Origin of the sequence: Salmonella sp. SJTUF15591 (genome assembly GCF_043356435.1) — a bacterium.
Taxonomy (GTDB): domain Bacteria; phylum Pseudomonadota; class Gammaproteobacteria; order Enterobacterales; family Enterobacteriaceae; genus Salmonella; species Salmonella enterica.
Genome location: NZ_JBEUJO010000007.1, coordinates 198041 through 219582 on the forward strand (window position 1 = coordinate 198041; position 21542 = coordinate 219582).

General features: G+C 53.8%; 15 protein-coding genes and 1 pseudogene. 12 read left to right on the plus strand and 4 right to left on the minus strand.

Going from position 1 to position 21542, the window contains the following annotated elements:
• Positions 1 to 256 precede the first annotated feature (256 nt).
• From ABVM99_RS17285 to gntU, 5 genes are all read left to right on the plus strand, one after another.
• Positions 257 to 1294, plus strand: coding sequence for an oxidoreductase (locus ABVM99_RS17285; protein WP_023194632.1), 1038 nt, complete (start codon positions 257 to 259; stop codon positions 1292 to 1294).
• Between the two features lie 123 nt (positions 1295 to 1417).
• Positions 1418 to 2113 carry a pirin family protein gene (locus tag ABVM99_RS17290; protein ID WP_000639789.1) on the plus strand — a complete coding sequence of 232 codons (696 nt, stop codon included), beginning with the start codon at positions 1418 to 1420 and terminating at the stop codon, positions 2111 to 2113.
• 129 nt (positions 2114 to 2242) lie between these two features.
• Entirely contained in the window at positions 2243 to 3238 is a 996-nt protein-coding gene (gene gntR / locus ABVM99_RS17295; RefSeq protein ID WP_023194633.1) for a gluconate operon transcriptional repressor GntR, read from the plus strand.
• Positions 3239 to 3376: 138 nt separating this feature from the next.
• Entirely contained in the window at positions 3377 to 3910 is a 534-nt protein-coding gene (gene gntK, locus ABVM99_RS17300) for a gluconokinase (protein ID WP_000108342.1), read from the plus strand.
• Positions 3907 to 5247 carry a gluconate transporter gene (gene gntU, locus ABVM99_RS17305; protein WP_000105950.1) on the plus strand — a complete coding sequence of 447 codons (1341 nt, stop codon included), beginning with the start codon at positions 3907 to 3909 and terminating at the stop codon, positions 5245 to 5247. Before gntK ends, gntU begins: the two co-directional genes overlap by 4 nt.
• Here gntU and ABVM99_RS17310 read toward each other — a convergent pair.
• Positions 5170 to 5544, minus strand: a pseudogene (locus ABVM99_RS17310) (MarC family protein); the annotation flags it as partial. The gene gntU and the pseudogene ABVM99_RS17310 sit on opposite strands and share 78 nt — an antisense overlap.
• 126 nt (positions 5545 to 5670) lie before the next feature.
• Between ABVM99_RS17310 and asd the strand changes: the two are divergent.
• The 7 genes from asd to ABVM99_RS17345 all read left to right on the plus strand — a co-directional run bounded on the left by asd (position 5671) and on the right by ABVM99_RS17345 (position 17427).
• Complete coding sequence (gene asd / locus ABVM99_RS17315; RefSeq protein ID WP_000799940.1) at positions 5671 to 6777, plus strand: aspartate-semialdehyde dehydrogenase; 1107 nt, start codon at positions 5671 to 5673, stop codon at positions 6775 to 6777.
• Positions 6778 to 7124: 347 nt separating this feature from the next.
• A complete protein-coding gene (glgB, locus tag ABVM99_RS17320) occupies positions 7125 to 9311 on the plus strand; it encodes a 1,4-alpha-glucan branching enzyme (protein ID WP_000098548.1) in 2187 nt (728 codons plus the stop codon).
• Complete coding sequence (gene glgX, locus ABVM99_RS17325) at positions 9308 to 11284, plus strand: glycogen debranching protein GlgX (protein WP_023194634.1); 1977 nt, start codon at positions 9308 to 9310, stop codon at positions 11282 to 11284. The genes glgB and glgX overlap by 4 nt, the downstream gene beginning before the upstream one ends.
• 14 nt (positions 11285 to 11298) lie before the next feature.
• The gene (gene glgC / locus ABVM99_RS17330; RefSeq protein ID WP_000253994.1) at positions 11299 to 12594 is read left to right on the plus strand and encodes a glucose-1-phosphate adenylyltransferase; all 1296 of its coding nucleotides are present in this window, start codon (positions 11299 to 11301) and stop codon (positions 12592 to 12594) included.
• Entirely contained in the window at positions 12594 to 14027 is a 1434-nt protein-coding gene (glgA, locus tag ABVM99_RS17335; RefSeq protein WP_393927118.1) for a glycogen synthase GlgA, read from the plus strand. Before glgC ends, glgA begins: the two co-directional genes overlap by 1 nt.
• 19 nt (positions 14028 to 14046) lie before the next feature.
• On the plus strand, positions 14047 to 16494 hold the full coding sequence (gene glgP, locus ABVM99_RS17340; protein WP_000993424.1) for a glycogen phosphorylase: 2448 nt from the start codon (positions 14047 to 14049) through the stop codon (positions 16492 to 16494).
• A 177-nt stretch (positions 16495 to 16671) separates the two neighbouring features.
• Positions 16672 to 17427 carry an IclR family transcriptional regulator gene (locus tag ABVM99_RS17345; RefSeq protein ID WP_000724553.1) on the plus strand — a complete coding sequence of 252 codons (756 nt, stop codon included), beginning with the start codon at positions 16672 to 16674 and terminating at the stop codon, positions 17425 to 17427.
• Positions 17428 to 17470: 43 nt separating this feature from the next.
• Here ABVM99_RS17345 and ABVM99_RS17350 read toward each other — a convergent pair whose 3' ends face one another.
• From ABVM99_RS17350 to ABVM99_RS17360, 3 genes are read right to left on the minus strand one after another with little or no spacing between them, the layout of a single operon-like run.
• A complete protein-coding gene (locus tag ABVM99_RS17350; RefSeq protein ID WP_000192193.1) occupies positions 17471 to 18376 on the minus strand; it encodes a dihydrodipicolinate synthase family protein in 906 nt (301 codons plus the stop codon).
• Positions 18377 to 18419: 43 nt separating this feature from the next.
• The gene (ilvD, locus tag ABVM99_RS17355; RefSeq protein WP_000078493.1) at positions 18420 to 20135 is read right to left on the minus strand and encodes a dihydroxy-acid dehydratase; all 1716 of its coding nucleotides are present in this window, start codon (positions 20133 to 20135) and stop codon (positions 18420 to 18422) included.
• Positions 20132 to 21466 carry an MFS transporter gene (locus tag ABVM99_RS17360; RefSeq protein ID WP_001518078.1) on the minus strand — a complete coding sequence of 445 codons (1335 nt, stop codon included), beginning with the start codon at positions 21464 to 21466 and terminating at the stop codon, positions 20132 to 20134. The genes ilvD and ABVM99_RS17360 overlap by 4 nt, the downstream gene beginning before the upstream one ends.
• Between the last annotated feature and the right edge of the window lie 76 nt (positions 21467 to 21542).

Sequence of the window (21542 nt, forward strand, 5' to 3'; positions counted from 1 at the left end):
TTTGGGGTTTTGTTTCAGCCTGGCTTACTTGTCATTTTGTCCCCGGGAAGTGCTCGTGCTCCTCACGTACATTTAGTACGCTCCGGGCCCTGCGCGCAGGCCGTGAATAATCTGCCTGCGCCACTTACGCCCGATCTTGAGGCATCTGCTTTTGTAGGCCCAAAAAGGCAACGCCGCATCCGGCAAAGAATCCAACATTCAGTCTCCTCACGCTTTGCGCTATGGTGTAAACAATCATCTTCAAAAGGATCGTCTCATGACCTTACACTGCGCATTTATTGGATTCGGCAAAAGTACCACCCGTTACCATCTCCCCTACGTTCTGAATCGGAAAGATACCTGGCATGTCGCACATATTTTCCGTCGTCACGCTAAACCGGAAGAGCAGGCGCCGATCTATTCTCACATTCACTTCACCAGCGATCTGGATGAGGTGTTGGGCGATCCGCAGGTAAAACTGGTGATCGTCTGTACACATGCTGATAGCCATTTCGAATACGCCAAACGCGCGCTGGAAGCGGGTAAAAATGTGCTGGTTGAGAAACCTTTCACGCCGACGCTGGCGCAGGCAAAAGTGTTGTTCGACCTGGCGCGAAGCAAAGGACTGACCGTTACGCCGTATCAGAATCGACGTTTTGATTCCTGTTTTCTCACGGCTAAAAAAGCGATTGAGAGCGGCAAACTGGGCAAGATTGTCGAAATTGAAAGCCATTTCGATTATTACCGCCCGGTAGCAGAAACCAAACCGGGCCTGCCGCAGGATGGCGCATTCTACGGACTTGGCGTCCACACCATGGATCAAATTATTTCGCTATTTGGCCGTCCGGATCATGTCGCGTATGACATTCGTAGCCTGCGTAATAAAGCGAATCCGGATGACACCTTTGAAGCGCAACTATTTTATGGCGATTTGAAGGCTATCGTTAAAACCAGCCATCTGGTGAAAATCGACTATCCGAAGTTTATTGTTCACGGCACCAAAGGTTCGTTTGTGAAATACGGTATCGATCAACAAGAAACCAGCCTGAAAGCGAACATTATGCCTGGCGAACCCGGTTTCGCCGCTGACGAATCCGTCGGTGTGCTGGAATATGTTAACGATGACGGCGTGACCGTGAAAGAAGAGGTGAAACCGGAAACGGGTGACTATGGCCGCGTCTATGATGCGCTGTACCAGACGTTGACCGTCGGTACGCCTAATTACGTCAAGGAATCTGAAGTTCTTACCAACCTGGAAATCCTCGAACGTGCCTTCGAACAGGCAACGCCTGCGACGATAACCCTGGCTAAATAGCCCTTACAGACTCCTCTGCGCTTATTCATATTTTTTGAACAGAGGAGTCAATTTTCACCCTCTATGATCCCGGACGGAATGAGTCCACACTTATTCCATCGAAAACATCTGGGGGTGAACACAATGATCTACTTACGCAAAGCAAACGACCGCGGTCATGCGAATCATGGCTGGCTTGACTCCTGGCATACCTTTTCTTTTGCCGATTATTACGATCCGAACTTTATGGGGTTCTCGGCGCTGCGCGTGATTAACGATGACGTGATCGACGCAGGCCAGGGGTTCGGCACGCATCCGCATAAAGACATGGAAATTTTGACCTATGTGCTGGAAGGTGCCGTAGAACACCAGGACAGTATGGGCAATAAAGAACAGGTTCCGGCCGGTGAATTCCAGATTATGAGCGCCGGGACCGGCGTTCGCCACTCCGAGTACAACCCGAGCAAAACGGATCGTCTGCGGCTGTACCAGATCTGGATCATTCCGCAAGAAACCGGCATCACGCCGCGCTACGAACAGCGCCGCTTCGACGCCGCGCAGGGCAAGCAACTGGTGCTTTCGCCAGATGCTCGCGATGGTTCGCTGAAGGTCCACCAGGATATGGAGCTGTACCGCTGGGCGCTGCTCAAAGATGAGCAGTCGGTGCATCAGATTGCCGCTGAGCGCCGCGTCTGGATCCAGGTGGTAAAAGGTAACGTGACCATTAACGGTACTAAAGCCACCACCAGCGACGGCCTGGCGATTTGGGATGAGCAGGCAATCTCGATTCATGCCGACAGCGACAGCGAAGTGTTGTTGTTTGACTTGCCGCCAGTCTAACGTGCTGTAACCTTTTGTAGGCCGGATAAGACGCGAAAGCGTTGCCATCCGGCTTTTCATCGTTTGTCATTAATTCCGCACGTCCGTGGTAAACTGGGAAAATCTATCCCTTTTATACCTTTCAGGACGATGAAAAAGAAAAGACCCGTACTTCAGGATGTAGCCGACCGCGTGGGCGTGACCAAAATGACGGTCAGCCGTTTTTTGCGTAATCCGGAGCAGGTCTCCGTCGCGCTGCGGGGTAAAATTGCGGCTGCGCTTGATGAGCTCGGGTACATTCCTAATCGCGCGCCTGACATTCTTTCCAACGCCACCAGCCGCGCCATTGGCGTTCTGCTGCCGTCTTTAACCAACCAGGTCTTTGCGGAAGTGTTACGCGGCATTGAGGCTGTCACCGACGCGCATGGTTATCAAACCATGCTGGCGCACTACGGCTATAAACCGGAGATGGAGCAGGAGCGCCTGGAATCGATGCTCTCCTGGAATATCGACGGCCTGATCCTCACTGAGCGTACCCATACGCCGCGCACCTTAAAAATGATCGAAGTCGCCGGGATTCCGGTGGTGGAACTGATGGACAGCCAGTCGCCGTGTCTCGATATTGCCGTCGGTTTTGACAACTTCGAGGCCGCCCGTCAGATGACCGCCGCGATTATCGCGCGTGGTCATCGTCATATCGCCTATCTGGGGGCGCGCCTCGACGAACGTACTATCATCAAGCAGAAGGGCTATGAACAGGCGATGCGGGACTCAGGCCTGGTTCCTTACAGTGTGATGATGGAGCAATCTTCATCCTACTCTTCCGGTATCGAACTCATGCGCCAGGCGCGACGCGAATACCCACAGCTTGACGGTATTTTTTGCACCAACGATGACCTGGCGGTGGGGGCGGCCTTCGAATGCCAGCGCCTGGGGCTAAAAATCCCGGGCGACATGGCGATCGCCGGGTTCCACGGTCATGACATCGGCCAGGTGATGGAACCGCGTCTGGCAAGCGTCCTGACGCCGCGCGAGCGAATGGGCAGCATTGGCGCGGAACGTCTGTTGGCCCGCATTCGCGGCGAAACGGTCACGCCGAAAATGTTAGATTTAGGTTTCACCTTGTCACCGGGCGGATCTATTTAGTCTGACAACTTTGAAGTAGCTCACACTTATTCACTTTTGGCACGAATGGTCATTGCGTCGTGAATGGTGCGGTTGGACAATGTTACCGATAACAGTTACCCGTAACAAATTTTGCAACTTGTAGAGTGGGGGCCCGCTTTGAGCACGACTAATCATGATCACCACGTTTACGTTCTGATGGGCGTATCAGGCAGCGGTAAATCCGCTGTCGCAAGCGCCGTGGCGCATCAGCTTCATGCCGCGTTTCTGGACGGCGATTTTCTGCATCCGCGCTGCAATATTGAAAAAATGGCTTCCGGCGAGCCGTTGAATGATGATGACCGCAAACCGTGGTTACAGGCGCTGAACGACGCCGCTTTCGCGATGCAGCGTACCAATAAAATCTCGCTGATCGTCTGTTCCGCACTGAAAAAACATTATCGTGACCTGCTGCGCGAGGGAAACCCGAACCTCTCCTTTATCTATCTGAAAGGTGATTTCGACGTCATTGAAAGCCGTCTGAAAGCGCGCAAAGGTCATTTCTTCAAAACCCAGATGCTGGTGACGCAGTTTGAAACGCTGCAAGAGCCGGGTGCCGACGAACGCGATGTTCTGGTGGTGGATATCGACCAGCCGCTGGAAGGCGTCGTGGCGAGCACCATTGAGGTCATCAATAAAGGCAGTACGCTGTGAGTACATTAACACTGGTTTTAACCGCCGTCGGTTCCGTCTTACTGCTGCTGTTTCTCGTGATGAAGGCGCGTATGCACGCCTTCGTCGCGTTAATGGTCGTCTCAATGGGCGCGGGGCTTTTTTCAGGGATGCCGCTTGATAAAATCGCCGCGACCATGGAAAAAGGGATGGGCGGCACGCTGGGCTTCCTGGCGATTGTGGTCGCGCTGGGGGCGATGTTCGGCAAGATTCTGCATGAAACCGGCGCGGTCGATCAGATAGCCGTCAAGATGCTTAAATCCTTTGGTCATAACCGCGCGCACTATGCGATTGGCCTGGCCGGGCTGATTTGCGCGCTTCCGCTGTTCTTTGAAGTGGCGATTGTGCTGCTGATAAGCGTGGCGTTCTCTATGGCGCGTCATACCGGCACAAACCTGGTGAAGCTGGTCATTCCGCTGTTTGCGGGCGTGGCGGCAGCCGCGGCGTTTTTGTTGCCTGGGCCTGCGCCGATGCTGCTGGCTTCCCAGATGCATGCTGATTTCGGCTGGATGATCCTGATTGGCCTGTGTGCCGCCATTCCTGGCATGATTATCGCCGGGCCGCTGTGGGGGAATTTTATCAGCCGTTATGTTGAGCTGCGTATTCCTGACGACATTACCGAGCCGCATCTGGGTGAAGGTAAAATGCCTTCTTTCGGCTTCAGCCTGTCGCTGATCCTGCTGCCGTTGGTGCTGGTAGGACTGAAAACGATCGCCGCGCGTTTTGTGCCGGAAGGTTCCACCGCTTACGAATGGTTTGAGTTTATCGGCCACCCCTTCACTGCGATTCTGGTCGCTTGTCTGGTAGCGATTTACGGCCTGGCGATGCGTCAGGGGATGCCGAAAGACAAAGTGATGGAAATCTGCGGCCACGCGCTGCAACCGGCGGGCATTATCCTGCTGGTGATTGGCGCAGGCGGGGTGTTCAAACAGGTACTGGTTGACTCCGGCGTCGGCCCGGCGCTGGGCGAAGCGTTAACCGGTATGGGACTGCCGATTGCCATTACCTGCTTTGTGCTGGCGGCGGCAGTGCGCATCATTCAGGGTTCCGCGACCGTGGCGTGTTTAACCGCGGTCGGTCTGGTGATGCCGGTCATAGAGCAACTGAATTTCTCCGGCGCGCAGATGGCTGCGCTCTCTATCTGTATCGCCGGCGGTTCAATTGTGGTTTCTCATGTTAACGACGCTGGCTTCTGGCTGTTCGGTAAATTTACCGGCGCGACCGAAGCGCAGACGCTGAAGACCTGGACGATGATGGAAACTATCCTCGGCACGGTCGGCGCGATTGTCGGGATGATTGCTTTCCAACTGCTGAGCTGAGTCTTGTTGCCCGGTGGCGCTGCGCTTACCGGGCCTGGAAACGGGCACATATCGATACCGTAAGCCGGGTAAGGCGTAATCGCTACCCGGTTTTTTTATTGAGGTGTGCATGGCAATCGCCCAACGACATTTTGCCTCGCCATGTTTCAGTACGCGCATAAAAGCAGGCAAATTTCTACGCTGATCCATAATTAGGATCAATAAAACAGCGACGGAAATGATTCCCTTCCTAACGCAAATTCCCTGATAATCGCCACTGGACTTTCTGCTTGCGCGGTAAGGCAGGATAAGTCGCATTACTGATGGCTTCGCTATCATTGATTAATTTCACTTGCGACTTTGGCTGCTTTTTGTATGGTGAAGGATGCGCCACAGGATACTGGCGCGCATACACAGCACATCTCTTTGCAGGAAAAAAACGCTATGAAAAATGTTGGTTTTATCGGCTGGCGCGGAATGGTCGGCTCTGTTCTCATGCAACGCATGGTAGAGGAGCGCGATTTCGACGCTATTCGCCCTGTTTTCTTTTCTACCTCCCAGTTTGGACAGGCGGCGCCCACCTTCGGCGACACCTCCACCGGCACGCTACAGGACGCTTTTGATCTGGATGCGCTAAAAGCGCTCGATATCATCGTGACCTGCCAGGGCGGCGATTATACCAACGAAATTTATCCAAAGCTGCGCGAAAGCGGATGGCAGGGTTACTGGATTGACGCGGCTTCTACGCTGCGCATGAAAGATGATGCCATTATTATTCTCGACCCGGTCAACCAGGACGTGATTACCGACGGCCTGAACAATGGCGTGAAGACCTTTGTGGGCGGTAACTGTACCGTTAGCCTGATGTTGATGTCGCTGGGCGGTCTCTTTGCCCATAATCTCGTTGACTGGGTATCCGTCGCGACCTATCAGGCCGCCTCCGGCGGCGGCGCGCGCCATATGCGCGAGCTGTTAACCCAAATGGGTCAGTTGTATGGCCATGTCGCCGATGAACTGGCGACGCCGTCTTCCGCAATTCTTGATATTGAACGCAAAGTTACGGCATTGACCCGCAGCGGCGAGCTGCCGGTGGATAACTTTGGCGTACCGCTGGCGGGAAGCCTGATCCCCTGGATCGACAAACAGCTCGATAACGGCCAGAGCCGCGAAGAGTGGAAAGGTCAGGCGGAAACCAACAAGATCCTCAATACTGCCTCTGTGATCCCGGTTGATGGTTTGTGTGTGCGCGTCGGCGCGCTGCGCTGTCACAGCCAGGCGTTCACCATTAAGCTGAAAAAAGAGGTATCCATTCCGACGGTGGAAGAACTGCTGGCGGCACATAATCCGTGGGCGAAAGTGGTGCCGAACGATCGTGATATCACTATGCGCGAATTAACCCCGGCGGCGGTGACCGGCACGTTGACTACGCCGGTTGGTCGTCTGCGTAAGCTGAACATGGGGCCAGAGTTCTTGTCGGCGTTTACCGTAGGCGACCAGTTGTTATGGGGTGCCGCCGAGCCGCTGCGTCGAATGCTGCGCCAGTTGGCGTAGTGGCTATTGCAGCGCTTATCGGGCCTGCGTGTGGTTCTGTAGGCCGGATAAGGCGCGTCAGCGCCGCCATCCGGCGGGGGAATTTGTGTTAAACCAGGGGTGCATCGTCACCCTTTTTTTTGCGTAATACAGGAGTAAACGCAGATGTTTCATTTTTATCAGGAGTTAAGCAGAGCATTGGCTATTCTTTAAGGGTAGCTTAATCCCACGGGTATTAAGCCTAACCTGAAGGTAGGACGACGCAGATAGGATGCACAGTGTGCTGCGCCGTTCAGGTCAAAGAAGTGTCACTACCTGATGTTGAATTCAGTGAGATGGAGTGACGCCACAAAACAGGATGACAAACCATGTCCAGTCGTATCGATAGAGACGTGATTAATGCGCTAATTGCAGGACATTTTGCGGACCCTTTTTCCGTACTCGGAATGCACCAGACCCAAGCCGGACTAGAAGTCCGCGCCCTATTACCTGACGCCACCGACGTATGGGTGATTGAACCCAAAACCGGACGTAAAGTCGGCAAACTGGAATGTCTCGACGCTCGCGGTTTTTTCTGCGGCGTTTTACCCCGACGTAAAAATTTCTTTCGCTATCAGCTCGCCGTGACCTGGCACGGACAGCAGAACCTCATCGACGATCCTTACCGTTTTGGTCCATTAATACAGGAAATGGATGCCTGGCTATTGTCGGAAGGCACCCACCTGCGTCCTTATGAAACGCTGGGCGCGCACGCCGATACGATGGATGGCGTCACCGGCACCCGTTTCTCCGTCTGGGCGCCTAATGCTCGTCGCGTTTCGGTTGTCGGGCAATTCAACTATTGGGATGGGCGTCGCCACCCGATGCGTCTGCGCAAAGAGAGCGGTATTTGGGAGCTGTTTATCCCCGGCGCGCATAATGGACAACTGTATAAATTCGAGCTGCTTGATGCGAACGGTAATCTGCGCATTAAAGCCGATCCCTATGCTTTTGAGGCGCAGATGCGTCCGGAAACGGCGTCGATGATTTGCGGACTGCCGGAGAAAGTGACGCCAAGCGAAGAACGACAAAAAGCCAATCAGTTTGATGCGCCGATCTCGATTTATGAGGTGCATTTAGGTTCATGGCGCCGCCATACGGATAACAATTTCTGGCTGAGCTATCGTGAGCTGGCGGATCAGCTTGTGCCTTACGCCAAATGGATGGGCTTTACGCACCTTGAACTCTTGCCGGTCAACGAACATCCGTTTGACGGCAGTTGGGGCTACCAGCCGACCGGCCTCTACGCGCCGACCCGCCGCTTTGGTACGCGGGACGACTTCCGCTATTTCATCAATGCGGCCCATGCGGCGGGCCTTAACGTCATTCTCGACTGGGTGCCGGGCCATTTCCCGTCTGATGAATTTAGCCTCGCGGAGTTTGACGGCACCCACCTCTATGAGCACAGCGACCCGCGCGAGGGCTATCACCAGGACTGGAATACGCTGATCTACAACTATGGTCGTCGTGAAGTCAGTAATTATCTGGTGGGCAACGCCCTGTACTGGATGGAGCGTTTTGGGATTGATGCGCTGCGTGTCGATGCGGTGGCCTCTATGATCTACCGCGACTACAGCCGCAAAGAGGGCGAGTGGATACCGAACGAGTTCGGCGGTCGTGAAAACCTGGAAGCCATTGAGTTTCTGCGCAATACCAACCGCATTATTGGCGAGCAGGTGCCCGGCGCAGTCAGCATGGCGGAAGAGTCGACAGACTTCGCTGGCGTGACGCGTCCACCGGAAACGGGCGGCCTGGGGTTCTGGTACAAGTGGAATCTGGGCTGGATGCACGACACGCTGGACTACATGAAGCTGGACCCGGTGTACCGCCAGTATCATCACGACAAGCTGACCTTTGGTATGTTGTACAACCATACCGAAAACTTTGTTCTGCCGCTGTCGCACGATGAGGTGGTTCACGGCAAGAAATCCATTCTCGATCGTATGCCGGGCGATGCGTGGCAAAAATTTGCCAACCTGCGCGCCTATTATGGCTGGATGTGGGCCTTCCCCGGCAAGAAACTGCTGTTTATGGGGAATGAGTTTGCCCAGGGACGCGAGTGGAACCATGACGCCAGCCTCGACTGGCACCTGCTGGAGGGGGGCGATAACTGGCACCACGGGGTTCAGCGTCTGGTGCGCGATCTCAACCACACCTATCGCCACCATAAAGCGTTGCATGAGCTGGATTTCGATGCTTACGGCTTTGAGTGGCTGGTGGTCGATGACAATGAACGCTCGGTACTGATTTTTGTACGCCGTGATAAAGCCGGTAACGAGATCATCGTCGCCAGCAACTTTACGCCCGTTCCTCGCCACGACTACCGCTTTGGCATCAACCAGCCGGGACGCTGGCGTGAAATTCTCAATACTGATTCGATGCATTATCACGGTAGCAACACCGGCAATGGCGGCGTGGTGCACAGCGATGAGATCGAAAGCCATGGCCGTCAGCACTCTCTTAACCTGACGTTACCGCCGTTGGCGACGATCTGGCTGATGCGGGAGGGGGAATGACGCAGCTTGCGATCGGCGAAGCAACGCCGCATGGCGCAACGTATGACGGTCATGGCGTGAATTTCACGCTCTTTTCCGCCCATGCGGAGCGCGTAGAGCTGTGCGTTTTTGATTCCCGAGGGAATGAGCGTCGCTATGACCTGCCAGGACGTCGCGGCGATGTCTGGCATGGTTATCTGGCAGGCGCCAGGCCAGGTTTGCGCTATGGCTATCGCGTACATGGCCCGTGGCAGCCAGCGCAGGGGCATCGGTTTAATCCGGCGAAGTTACTGCTTGACCCTTATGCGCGCCGGGTCGAGGGCGAACTAAAAGATCATCCGCTGTTGCACGGCGGACACGATGAACCGGACTACCGCGATAACGCGGCGGTGGCGCCGAAAAGCGTGGTAATCAGCGACCATTATGACTGGGAAGATGACGCCGCGCCGCGCACGCCGTGGGGAAAAACGGTCATCTATGAAGCGCATGTCAAAGGGCTTACCTACCTGCATCCGGAACTCCCCCAGGAGATACGCGGCACCTATAAAGCGCTCGGTCATCCGGTCATGGTGGCGTACTTCAAACAGCTTGGCATTACGGCGCTGGAACTGTTGCCGGTGGCGCAGTTTGCCAGCGAGCCGCGCCTGCAACGTATGGGGCTGACCAATTATTGGGGTTATAACCAGATGGCGATGTTCGCGCTGCATCCCGCCTGGGCCAGTTCGCCCGAGACGGCGCTGGACGAGTTTCGCGATGCGGTGAAAGCGCTGCATCGCGCGGGGATTGAGGTCATTCTGGACATCGTATTAAACCATAGCGCCGAGCTGGATCTGGACGGTCCAACCTTCTCCCTGCGCGGAATTGATAACCGTAGCTATTATTGGATAAGGGACGATGGCGATTATCACAACTGGACGGGATGCGGCAACACGCTCAATTTAAGCCATCCCGGCGTGGTGGAATACGCGTGTGAGTGTTTGCGCTATTGGGTGGAAAACTGTCATGTCGATGGTTTTCGTTTTGATTTGGCGTCCGTCATGGGGCGCACGCCGACGTTTCGCCAGGATGCGCCGCTGTTCGCCGCGATTAAAGCGTGTCCTGTGTTATCAACGGTCAAGCTGATTGCTGAACCGTGGGATATTGGCGAGGGCGGCTATCAGGTCGGGAATTTTCCGCCACCGTTTGCCGAGTGGAACGACCATTTTCGCGATGCGGCCCGCCGATTCTGGTTGCCGCGTAACCTGACGACCGGGGAGTTTGCCTGTCGTTTCGCCGCTTCCAGCGATGTGTTTAAACGCAATGGCCGCGCGCCCGGCGCCTCTGTCAATCTGCTCACGGCGCATGACGGTTTTACGCTCCGGGACTGCGTCTGTTTCAATCAGAAACACAATGAGGCGAACGGTGAGGAAAATCGGGACGGCACCAACAGCAATTACAGCGACAATCATGGTAAAGAAGGATTAGGCGGTCCGCTTGATTTAATGGAGCGGCGGCGCGACAGCATTCATGCCCTGCTGGCGACGCTACTGCTCTCTCAGGGAACGCCGATGCTGCTGGCAGGCGATGAACACGGCCATAGCCAGCACGGCAACAATAACGCCTACTGTCAGGATAATGCCTTAACCTGGCTGGACTGGCAGCAGGCAAACCGTGGGTTAACCACGTTTACCGCCGCGCTGATTCGTTTGCGTCAGCAGATACCGGCTTTAACCGGCAATAGCTGGTGGGAAGAAGGCGATGGCAACGTGCGTTGGCTGAATAAAAACGCGCAACCCTTGAGTGCGGATGAGTGGCAAAACGGGCCTAAGCTGATGCAAATTCTGTTGTCGGACCGTTTTCTGATTGCGATAAATGCCACGCTTGAGGTGACAGATATAGTTTTACCCGAAGGGGAATGGCGCGCCGTTCCCCCATTCGCTGGAGAGGATAATCCGGTGATAACGGCGGTCTGGCAGGGACCTGCGCATGGACTGTGTGTGTTCCAGAGAGGATAAAAAAGGAGTTAATCATGGTGAGTTTAGAGAAGAACGATCGTGTAATGTTGGCGCGCCAGCTGCCATTGAAATCTGTTGCCCTAATCCTGGCCGGCGGCCGCGGCACGCGTCTAAAAGATTTAACGAACAAACGCGCCAAACCAGCCGTCCACTTTGGTGGGAAGTTCCGCATCATCGATTTCGCCTTATCTAATTGTCTGAACTCCGGGATTCGCCGTATCGGTGTGATCACTCAGTATCAGTCCCATACGCTGGTGCAGCATATTCAGCGCGGCTGGTCACTGTTTAGCGAAGAGATGAACGAATTTGTCGATCTGCTGCCAGCTCAACAGCGTATGAAGGGCGAAAACTGGTATCGCGGCACGGCAGACGCGGTGACCCAGAACCTGGATATTATTCGTCGCTATAAAGCGGAATATGTCGTCATCCTGGCAGGCGATCATATCTATAAGCAGGACTACTCGCGTATGTTGATCGATCACGTTGAAAAGGGCGCGCGTTGCACGGTGGCCTGTATGCCGGTGCCGATCAAAGAAGCGACGGCATTCGGCGTGATGGCGGTCGATGAAAGCGACAAGATTATTGATTTTGTCGAAAAACCGGCGAATCCCCCCGCGATGCCTGGTGACGCCAGCAAAGCGCTGGCCAGTATGGGCATTTACGTTTTTGACGCCGATTACCTGTATGAATTGCTGGCGGCAGACGATAAAGATGACGCGTCCAGCCACGATTTCGGTAAAGACATTATCCCCAAAATCACCCGCGAAGGTATGGCTTACGCGCATCCTTTCCCGCTCTCCTGCGTGCAGTCCGATCCACAAGCCGAACCGTACTGGCGCGATGTAGGTACGCTGGAAGCTTACTGGAAGGCGAACCTGGATTTAGCCTCAGTGACGCCGGAGCTGGATATGTATGACCAGAACTGGCCTATCCGTACGCATATGGAATCGCTACCGCCTGCGAAATTCGTGCAGGACCGCTCCGGTAGCCACGGTATGACGCTGAACTCGCTGGTCTCCGGCGGCTGCATTATCTCCGGTTCGGTGGTGGTGCAATCTGTGCTCTTCCCACGGGTGAGAATAAATTCTTTTTGTAATATTGATTCGGCAGTGTTGTTACCTGAGGTTTGGGTAGGACGCTCCTGCCGTTTACGTCGCTGTGTTATTGACCGTGCCTGTATTATCCCGGAAGGCATGGTGATTGGTGAAAATGCGGAAGAGGACGCTCGTCGTTTCTACCGTTCAGAAGAAGGTATTGTACTGGTCACGCGTGAAATGCTGCGCAAACTGCAGGTCAAACAGGAGCGATAATGCAGGTTTTACATGTATGTTCAGAGATGTTCCCCCTGCTGAAGACTGGGGGGCTGGCGGATGTGATAGGCGCGTTGCCTGCGGCACAAATTGCGGATGGTGTTGATGTTCGCGTTCTGCTTCCAGGGTTTCCCGATATCCATCGGGGGATACCCGATGCGCATGTGGTGAGCCGCCGCGATACTTTCGCAGGTAAGATATCGCTGCTGTTCGGGCATTATAACGGCGTGGGCATTTATCTGATCGACGCGCCGCATCTGTACGAGCGTCCAGGCAGTCCCTATCACGATACGAATTTATATGCCTATACCGATAACGTGCTGCGCTTTGCTCTGTTAGGGTGGGTCGGCTGTGAAATGGCCTGCGGACTTGATCCATTCTGGCGCCCCGACGTGGTGCACGCCCATGACTGGCACGCTGGGCTGGCGCCCGCCTATCTGGCGGCGCGCGGGCGGCCGGCGAAATCGGTCTTTACCGTACACAACCTGGCCTATCAAGGCATGTTTTATGCAAAGCATATGGATGACATCGAACTGCCGTGGTCATTCTTTAATATGCTTGGGCTGGAGTTCAACGGACAACTCTCCTTTTTGAAGGCCGGTTTGTACTATGCCGACCATATAACGGCGGTGAGCCCGACCTATGCGCGTGAAATTACTGAACCGCAGTTTGCTTATGGTATGGAAGGCCTGCTGCGCCAGCGTCATCTGGAAGGGCGCTTGTCCGGCATACTGAACGGCGTGGATGAGAAGATCTGGAACCCGGAATCCGATCTGCTGCTGGCGTCGCGCTACACGCGCGATACCCTGGAAGAGAAGGCGGAAAACAAACGTCAGCTACAAATTGCGATGGGGTTGAAGGTTAACGACAAAGTGCCGCTGTTCGCCGTGGTAAGCCGTCTGACTAACCAGAAAGGTCTGGATCTGGTGCTGGAGGCGTTACCGGGGCTGCTGGAGCAGGGCGGGCAGTTGGCGCTACTCGGCGCGGGCGATCCGGTGCTTCAGGAAGGGTTCCTCGCGGCAGCGGCGGAACACCCAGGGCAGGTTGGCGTACAGATCGGCTATCACGAAGCTTTCTCGCATCGCATTATGGGCGGCGCGGACGTTATTCTGGTGCCCAGTCGTTTCGAACCGTGCGGCTTAACGCAGTTATATGGCTTAAAGTATGGCACGCTGCCTCTGGTGCGGCGTACCGGGGGGTTGGCCGATACGGTCTCCGACAGTTCGCTGGAAAATCTGGCGGACGGTATCGCCAGCGGTTTTGTCTTCGAAGACAGTAACGCCTGGTCGTTGCTACGCGCGATTCGGCGTGCTTTTGTGTTGTGGTCACGGCCTTCGCTTTGGCGGTTTGTACAACGGCAGGCGATGGCGATGGATTTTAGCTGGCAAGTTGCCGCGAAATCATACCGCGAGCTGTACTATCGCTTGAAATAGTCATCCAGGAATCATTTATATGAATGCTCCGTTTACTTATGCATCGCCCACACTCAGCGTTGAGGCGCTTAAGCATTCTATTGCCTATAAGCTGATGTTTACGATTGGTAAAGACCCGGTCATTGCCAATAAACATGAATGGCTGAACGCCACGTTGTTCGCGGTGCGCGATCGTCTGGTGGAGCGCTGGCTGCGTTCTAATCGAGCCCAATTATCGCAGGAAACCCGGCAGGTTTATTACCTGTCGATGGAGTTTTTGATTGGTCGTACCCTCTCTAACGCGCTGCTCTCGCTGGGCATTTATGATGACGTTAAAGGCGCGCTGGAGGCCATGGGCTTAGATCTCGAAGAGCTGATCGATGAAGAGAATGACCCAGGGCTTGGCAACGGCGGCTTAGGACGGCTGGCGGCTTGCTTCCTGGACTCGCTGGCGACGCTAGGATTACCGGGGCGCGGGTATGGCATTCGCTACGATTATGGCATGTTTAAGCAGAATATTGTCGACGGGCGGCAAAAAGAATCTCCGGATTACTGGCTGGAATATGGCAACCCGTGGGAGTTCAAGCGCCACAATACACGCTATAAAGTGCTTTTTGGCGGGCGCATTCAGCAGGAAGGTAAAAAAGCGCGCTGGATTGAGACGGAAGAGATTCTGGCCGTCGCGTATGATCAGATCATCCCCGGTTACGACACCGACGCCACTAACACACTGCGGCTGTGGAATGCGCAGGCCAGTAGTGAAATCAACCTCGGTAAATTCAACCAGGGCGACTACTTTGCGGCGGTGGAAGATAAAAACCACTCTGAGAACGTTTCACGGGTGCTCTACCCGGACGATTCCACCTATTCCGGACGAGAGCTACGCCTGCGCCAGGAGTATTTTCTGGTCTCGGCGACGGTGCAGGATATCCTGCACCGTCATTATCAACTGCATAAAACCTATGAGAATCTGGCGGATAAAATCGCCATTCACCTCAATGATACGCATCCGGTGCTGTCAATTCCGGAGCTGATGCGCCTGCTGATTGATGAACATAAATTTAGCTGGGACGACGCGTTTGAGGTGTGCTGTCAGGTCTTCTCTTATACCAACCATACGTTGATGAGCGAGGCGCTGGAGACCTGGCCTGTCGATATGCTGGGGAAAATTCTGCCCCGTCACCTGCAGATTATCTTCGAGATTAACGACTATTTCCTGAAAACGTTGCAGGAGCAATATCCCAACGATACCAGCCTGCTTGGACGCGCGTCGATTATTGATGAGTCGAACGGCCGCCGGGTACGGATGGCCTGGCTGGCGGTGGTGGTCAGCCATAAAGTCAACGGCGTTTCTGAACTCCATTCCAACCTGATGGTGCAGTCGCTGTTCGCGGATTTTGCGAAGATTTTTCCGACCCGTTTTTGTAACGTCACTAACGGCGTTACGCCGCGCCGCTGGCTGGCGCTGGCAAACCCGCCGCTGTCTGACGTGCTGGATGAGAATATTGGTCGTACCTGGCGTACCGATCTTAGTCAGCTCAGCGAGCTGAAGCAGCATTGTGATTATCCGCTGGTCAATCATGCGGTGCGTCAGGCGAAGCTGGAAAATAAAAAACGGCTGGCGGTAGTGATAGCGCAACAACTGAATGTGGTGGTGAACCCTAAAGCGTTATTCGACGTGCAGATTAAGCGTATTCACGAATACAAGCGGCAGTTGATGAACGTACTGCATGTCATTACCCGCTATAACCGCATTAAAGAAAATCCGGAGGCCGACTGGGTGCCGCGGGTGAATATTTTTGCCGGTAAGGCGGCTTCCGCCTATTACATGGCAAAACACATTATTCATCTGATCAACGACGTAGCGAAAGTGATTAACAACGATCCGCAGATTGGCGACAAGCTGAAAGTAGTGTTTATCCCGAACTACAGCGTCAGCCTGGCGCAGGTGATCATTCCCGCTGCCGACCTGTCTGAGCAGATTTCGCTGGCAGGGACAGAAGCTTCCGGCACCAGTAATATGAAATTTGCCCTGAACGGCGCGCTCACCATTGGTACGCTGGATGGCGCGAACGTAGAGATGCAGGAGCATGTCGGCGAGGAGAATATCTTTATCTTCGGTAATACTGCCGAAGAGGTGGAAGCGTTGCGCAGGCAGGGTTATAAGCCTCGCGACTATTATGAAAAAGATGAAGAGCTACATCAGGTACTGACGCAGATTGGTAGCGGCGTCTTTAATCCGGAAGAGCCAGGCCGTTACCGCGATCTGGTAGATTCGCTGATTAACTTTGGCGATCACTATCAGGTGCTGGCGGACTACCGCAGCTACGTGGACTGCCAGGATAAGGTGGATGAGTTGTATCGTCGCCCGGAAGAATGGACGACGAAAGCGATGCTCAACATTGCCAATATGGGCTACTTCTCATCGGACAGAACCATCAAAGAGTATGCCGAAAATATCTGGCATATTGATCCGGTGCGGTTGTAGCGGTTTAACGCTTGAGAACGGGGCCAAACGGCCCCGTTTTTTATCGTGGTATATTCGGGGGGTATGCCGATATTCGTCTGCTGAATCTGTTAGCGGCACTTGGTCTCTGTCATGGAAAAAGGGTTGAGTACTGGTGTATAGTATTAGCAGAAAAATCCATAATTAATTGATAATAATATGAAAAAGATTACGACATCTATTCCGGCTCTCGATAAAATTATGCGCGTATTTGCTTACCTTCTGGAGTGCGATGGCGCAACGTTTACCCAGATCCATCAAAATTCAGGGATTGCGAAAAGCAGTACCTCATCTTTGCTCAACGGCATGGTGGAGCATGGGTTATTACGCCAGGAAAAAGACAAGTATTATCTGGGGCTACGCCTGTATGAATTAGGTAATAAAGCGGCGGAACAGTACGATATTAAAAAAATCGCGTTACCGATTCTTGAAGAGATTCGCGATAACACCGGCCTGACCTGCCATCTTGGCGTTCTGGAGGGCGATGCCCCTATTTACCTTCTGAAAGTCGAAAGCCCACAGGCTATTGTGATTCGAAGCTGGGAGGGCAAGCGTCTCTCATTACATAGCTCAGGGCTGGGAAAGGTGCTGATTGCATGGCTTAGCGGGGAAGAGCTGGAGGAGTTGCTGCCTCCAGATCAGATATTAACGCGTTTTACGGATACGACGATCACGGATGTGAATATCCTTAAGCAGGAGTTAGCAGGAATTCGCCGTCGCGGCTGGGGTTATGATAACGAAGAAGACTCCCTTGGCGTGCGCTGCATTGCGGTGCCGGTATTCAATACGCAGGGGAAAGTGATCGCCGCCCTGAGCGTATCCGGCGTTACGTTCCAGATCCCCGATGATAAACGCGAGTCGCTTGCTACGCTGATGATGGATGCCAGCCGTAGCCTGACGCGTCTGATGTGCTGAAATAAAAAGACATAGCGGGCAAGAAGCCCGCTTTCGTCATCGCTTAAAGTCCCGCACGCTGTAAGATCTGCTTCAAATTCGAAATATGTTCTTCATTTGCCGGCAAAACGGGGGGCATTACATGAGTTGAAATATCGACTCCGCTAAGCTGAATTGCCTTTTTGATTATCCCGAAGAAAGGTGAATCCAGGCTGTAAATAGTGGAAAGCGCGGACAGCCTGCGCTGTAATCCGAACATTGTCTCATACTCTTTTTCACACCACGCGCGGTAGATCCCGCAGGTTAGCTGCGGCGCAAAGTTTGCTGTCGCTGGGATCCCGCCGTTGCCGCCTAAGATAAGCGTATCCATCATATATTCATCATAGCCGGAGAAAATAACGAAGTCCGGACGCACTGGCCTGACATTATTGATGATTTCACGAATATGGCTGATATTATCAACGGTATCCTTAATGCCGATAATATTGGGGTGATCCTGCGCCAGCCGGGTAATTAAATCAACGCTAAGGTCCTGTCCCGTCAATGCTGGAAAGTTGTAGAGAATGACCGGGCTTTTTATGTTATTAGCCACGGTTTTGAAATGATGATAAATATACTCATCGGTCAATCTGGCATAGTAGGGATTGAGTACCAGCACGGCATCGACTTCGAGTCGGTCGGCATGTTGACCATACTCAATCACTTCCTGCGTGCTGGTGCTGCTAATACCTAATAGTACTGGAATACGGCGGTTAATATGACGGACGCAAAACTCTGCGGTTTCCAGACGCAGCGCATTGGTCATATGGCAAAATTCCCCCCCGCTGCCCAGCAGTAATACGCCATTGACCTTGCTTGCAATAAGATGATCCAGCAAGGTTGCCATGCCGACTTTATCTAACTCTCCCTGCGCATTAACAATGGTCGGAACTGGCGGAAATACGCCGTGAAATTTCGTAATCTGAGTCATGTATTGATCCTTAAAACAGGCGAGCCGTAGCCCGCCAGGGATATTATTTAAGCCAGGCTCCGGCCATTAATGATGTTGCATTAGCGGTGAACTGTTTAAAGACGCCGCGACGGTTTGAATAATCAGGTTTCTTCCAGCTTGCTCGACGCTCTTCAAGACAGCGGCGTATTTCCTCTTCTGTTTTAGGCATCCCGTCGATCCCTACAATATTGAGCTTGCGGCCTTTCACATCCATTTCGATTAAATCACCATCTTCCACCAGGGCAATCGGCCCGCCATCAGCGGCTTCTGGCGAGACGTGTCCGACACATGGCCCGCTGGTCGCTCCAGAGAAACGACCGTCGGTAATCAATGCGACTTTTCCGTCGAGGCGTTTGTCATACACGATGGCATCGGTGGTCATCAGCATTTCCGGTGCGCCAGAGCCTTTTGCGCCTTCGTAGCGAATGAAAATGACGTCGCCGGGTTCGATATGGTTATGGATAATGGCCTGCTGAGCGTCTTCTTCGGAGTTAAAGACCCGAGCAGGACCGGTATGGTGGTGCATATCCGGCGCACAGGCCGCGTATTTAATGACCGCTCCTTCAGGCGCGATGTTGCCTTTCAGTACCGCAATCGACCCTTTTTTGGTGGCATTTTCTGGTTTACGGATTACCGCCTCCGGACTGACTTTGTAATTGTTGAGGTAACCGTGGTTGCGGGTAAAGAAGCCGGATTGATGGAGCATTTCCAGGTTGTCGCCGAGCGTACGGCCAGTCACGGTAAGAACATCAAGATCCAGATAATCGCGCAGATACCATTGCACCATTGGCACGCCGCCAGCGAACCACATCATTTCGGTAACGTATTCACCGCTGGGCTGAATATTGGTCAGATAAGGGATTTCGTTATTGATCCGATCAAACAGTTCGGGCTTCAGCTCCCATCCAAGTTCATGAGCGATGGCCGGAAGGTGGATCATCGCATTGGTGCTGCCACCAATAGCAGCATGGACTTTGATAGCATTTTCAAACGCAGCAGGAGTCAGGATCTTATGGGTGGTGATATTTTTCTCCGCCAGATACAGCGCCTGGTGGCCTGCAGTTCTGGCAACGCGGCGAATTTCCGCCAGGGTCGATGGCAGCAAAGCGCTGCCTGGCAGGGCCAGCCCCAAGGCCTCCGACATGCACTGCATGGTACTGGCCGTTCCCATAAACTGGCAGGCTCCGGCGGTGGGGCAACCGCATTGCTGCATGGCTTCTACTTGCTGAATGCCGATTTCGCCTTTCTTCAACTTAGCAGTGATCCCGCCGAGGTCAGAAGTACTCATATTCGGTGCCGGACGCATAGAACCGCCGGGAATATGCAGCAGCGGCAGGTTCAGGCGTGCGGCGGCAATCAGATGCGCCGGGATAGATTTATCGCAGCTTGAGATCAGAATACCAGCATCATAAGGCACCACTGAGGCATGAATTTCGACCATGTTGGCAATAGCTTCTCGAGATGCCAGGATGTAATTCATCCCATCGTGGCCCTGACCCCAGCCGTCGCAGATATCCGTCACATGGTGACGGACCGCGCGACCGCCGCTTTCATGAACACCCAGCACGGCTTCATCGCCCAGTTGGTTAAGATGGAAACTGCCCGGATGACTTTCGCCATAGCAATCATCCACCAGGACCTGCAGTTTATTGACATCTTCTTTGCTGTAATTCATTCCAAGACGCAGGGCGTCGAGCTGCGACCACAGGTCGCGAGCATGTTGACATTTTTGGCTCATTTGGCGATTCCTTCCTGTTTAAGTGACGCACCCGGCGTCGAGGTGTTAGGTGTGTTGCTGCTACCTGCAGGACGAGCGGTAACAGAAGGTAAGCTGAAAAGCAGTCCAACGGCGATAAGCAGGGCGGCAACCAGTACGGTCATTCCTGCTGTTTGCGAGAACGTCACCGTTAACAGCCCGACGAGGTACGGACCGATAAAGCCGCCGATGTTGCCCAGGGCGTTGATCGTGCCGCGCACGCCGCCCAGAACGTTGGGGGCGAAGAGTAATGGCGGCAGCGTCCAGAATGGACCGGCATAGGCTTGCAGGAAGAACCCGCAAATAACCATCATGCCGTAGGCGAGCCAGACGTTATCTTTCAGTAATAAGGAGAGGGCGAGGCAGACCGCGAAACCCAGCAGAGGAATAGCCGTGTAAAGGCGGCGATTCATCGTTTTATCACACCATTTGGCGATGTAATACTGACCGATGATGCACAGAACGTAAGGCGCCGCAGTGAGTACCCCAACGATGGTCATGCCGCTGCCGGTCAGGTGTTTAATCAGATTTGGCATCCATAGTGCGAAGCCATAGAAGCCGACCTGTACGAAGAAATAGATACCGACAAGCTTCCACAGGTTGATGCTTTTTAATACGCCGCGAATGCTGCTTTGCTCTCCGCCAATACTCAACGCGCGATCGGCCAGCAATTTTTGTTCGATCCAGGCGCGCTCTTTCGGATCCAGCCACTTTGCCTGATGCGGGTGATCGGAAACCAAAGGTAGCCAGACAAAGAGCAGTCCCAGAGAGAGCAAGCCTTCGATGATAAACATCTCCCGCCAGCCGTAGGTTTCAATAAGCCAGCCGGAAAGCGGCCCGGTAATAATAGAAGCGACGGCCAGGTTCATCTGGAAATAGGCGATAGCCCTGGCGCGCTCCTCATTTGGGAACCAGTGGCCAATCAGCGCCAGAATGGCGGGATACACAGCACCTTCCGCCACGCCGAGCACAAAGCGAATAATCAACAACTGCGTCGGTGTCTGAACAAAACCGGTCAGCAGGGCAAAGCCACCCCAGGCGACGATTGTCCAGGCAATTAACTTTTTGGCGCTTAGCCGCTCGGCTATCTGACCGCCGGGAATTTGCAGGAAGATATAACCAATAAAGAAGATCCCGGCGACCAGACCGGCAAAAGAAGCCGTCATGCCTAAATCTTCATCCATGCCGCCTGCGATCCCAATGGCGATATTGGTCCTGTCCATATAGGCCACGATATAAACGAGGATCGTGGCTGGAATAATATGCAGCCAGCGCCCTCGTGTGGTCGGTTTCTCTATTTCAATGCTCATCATTGCATCCCTTTAGTATCAAAAATATGTTCTGTATATGGAACTACTGTTCTGTATATTGATACTATGCCGACGTATT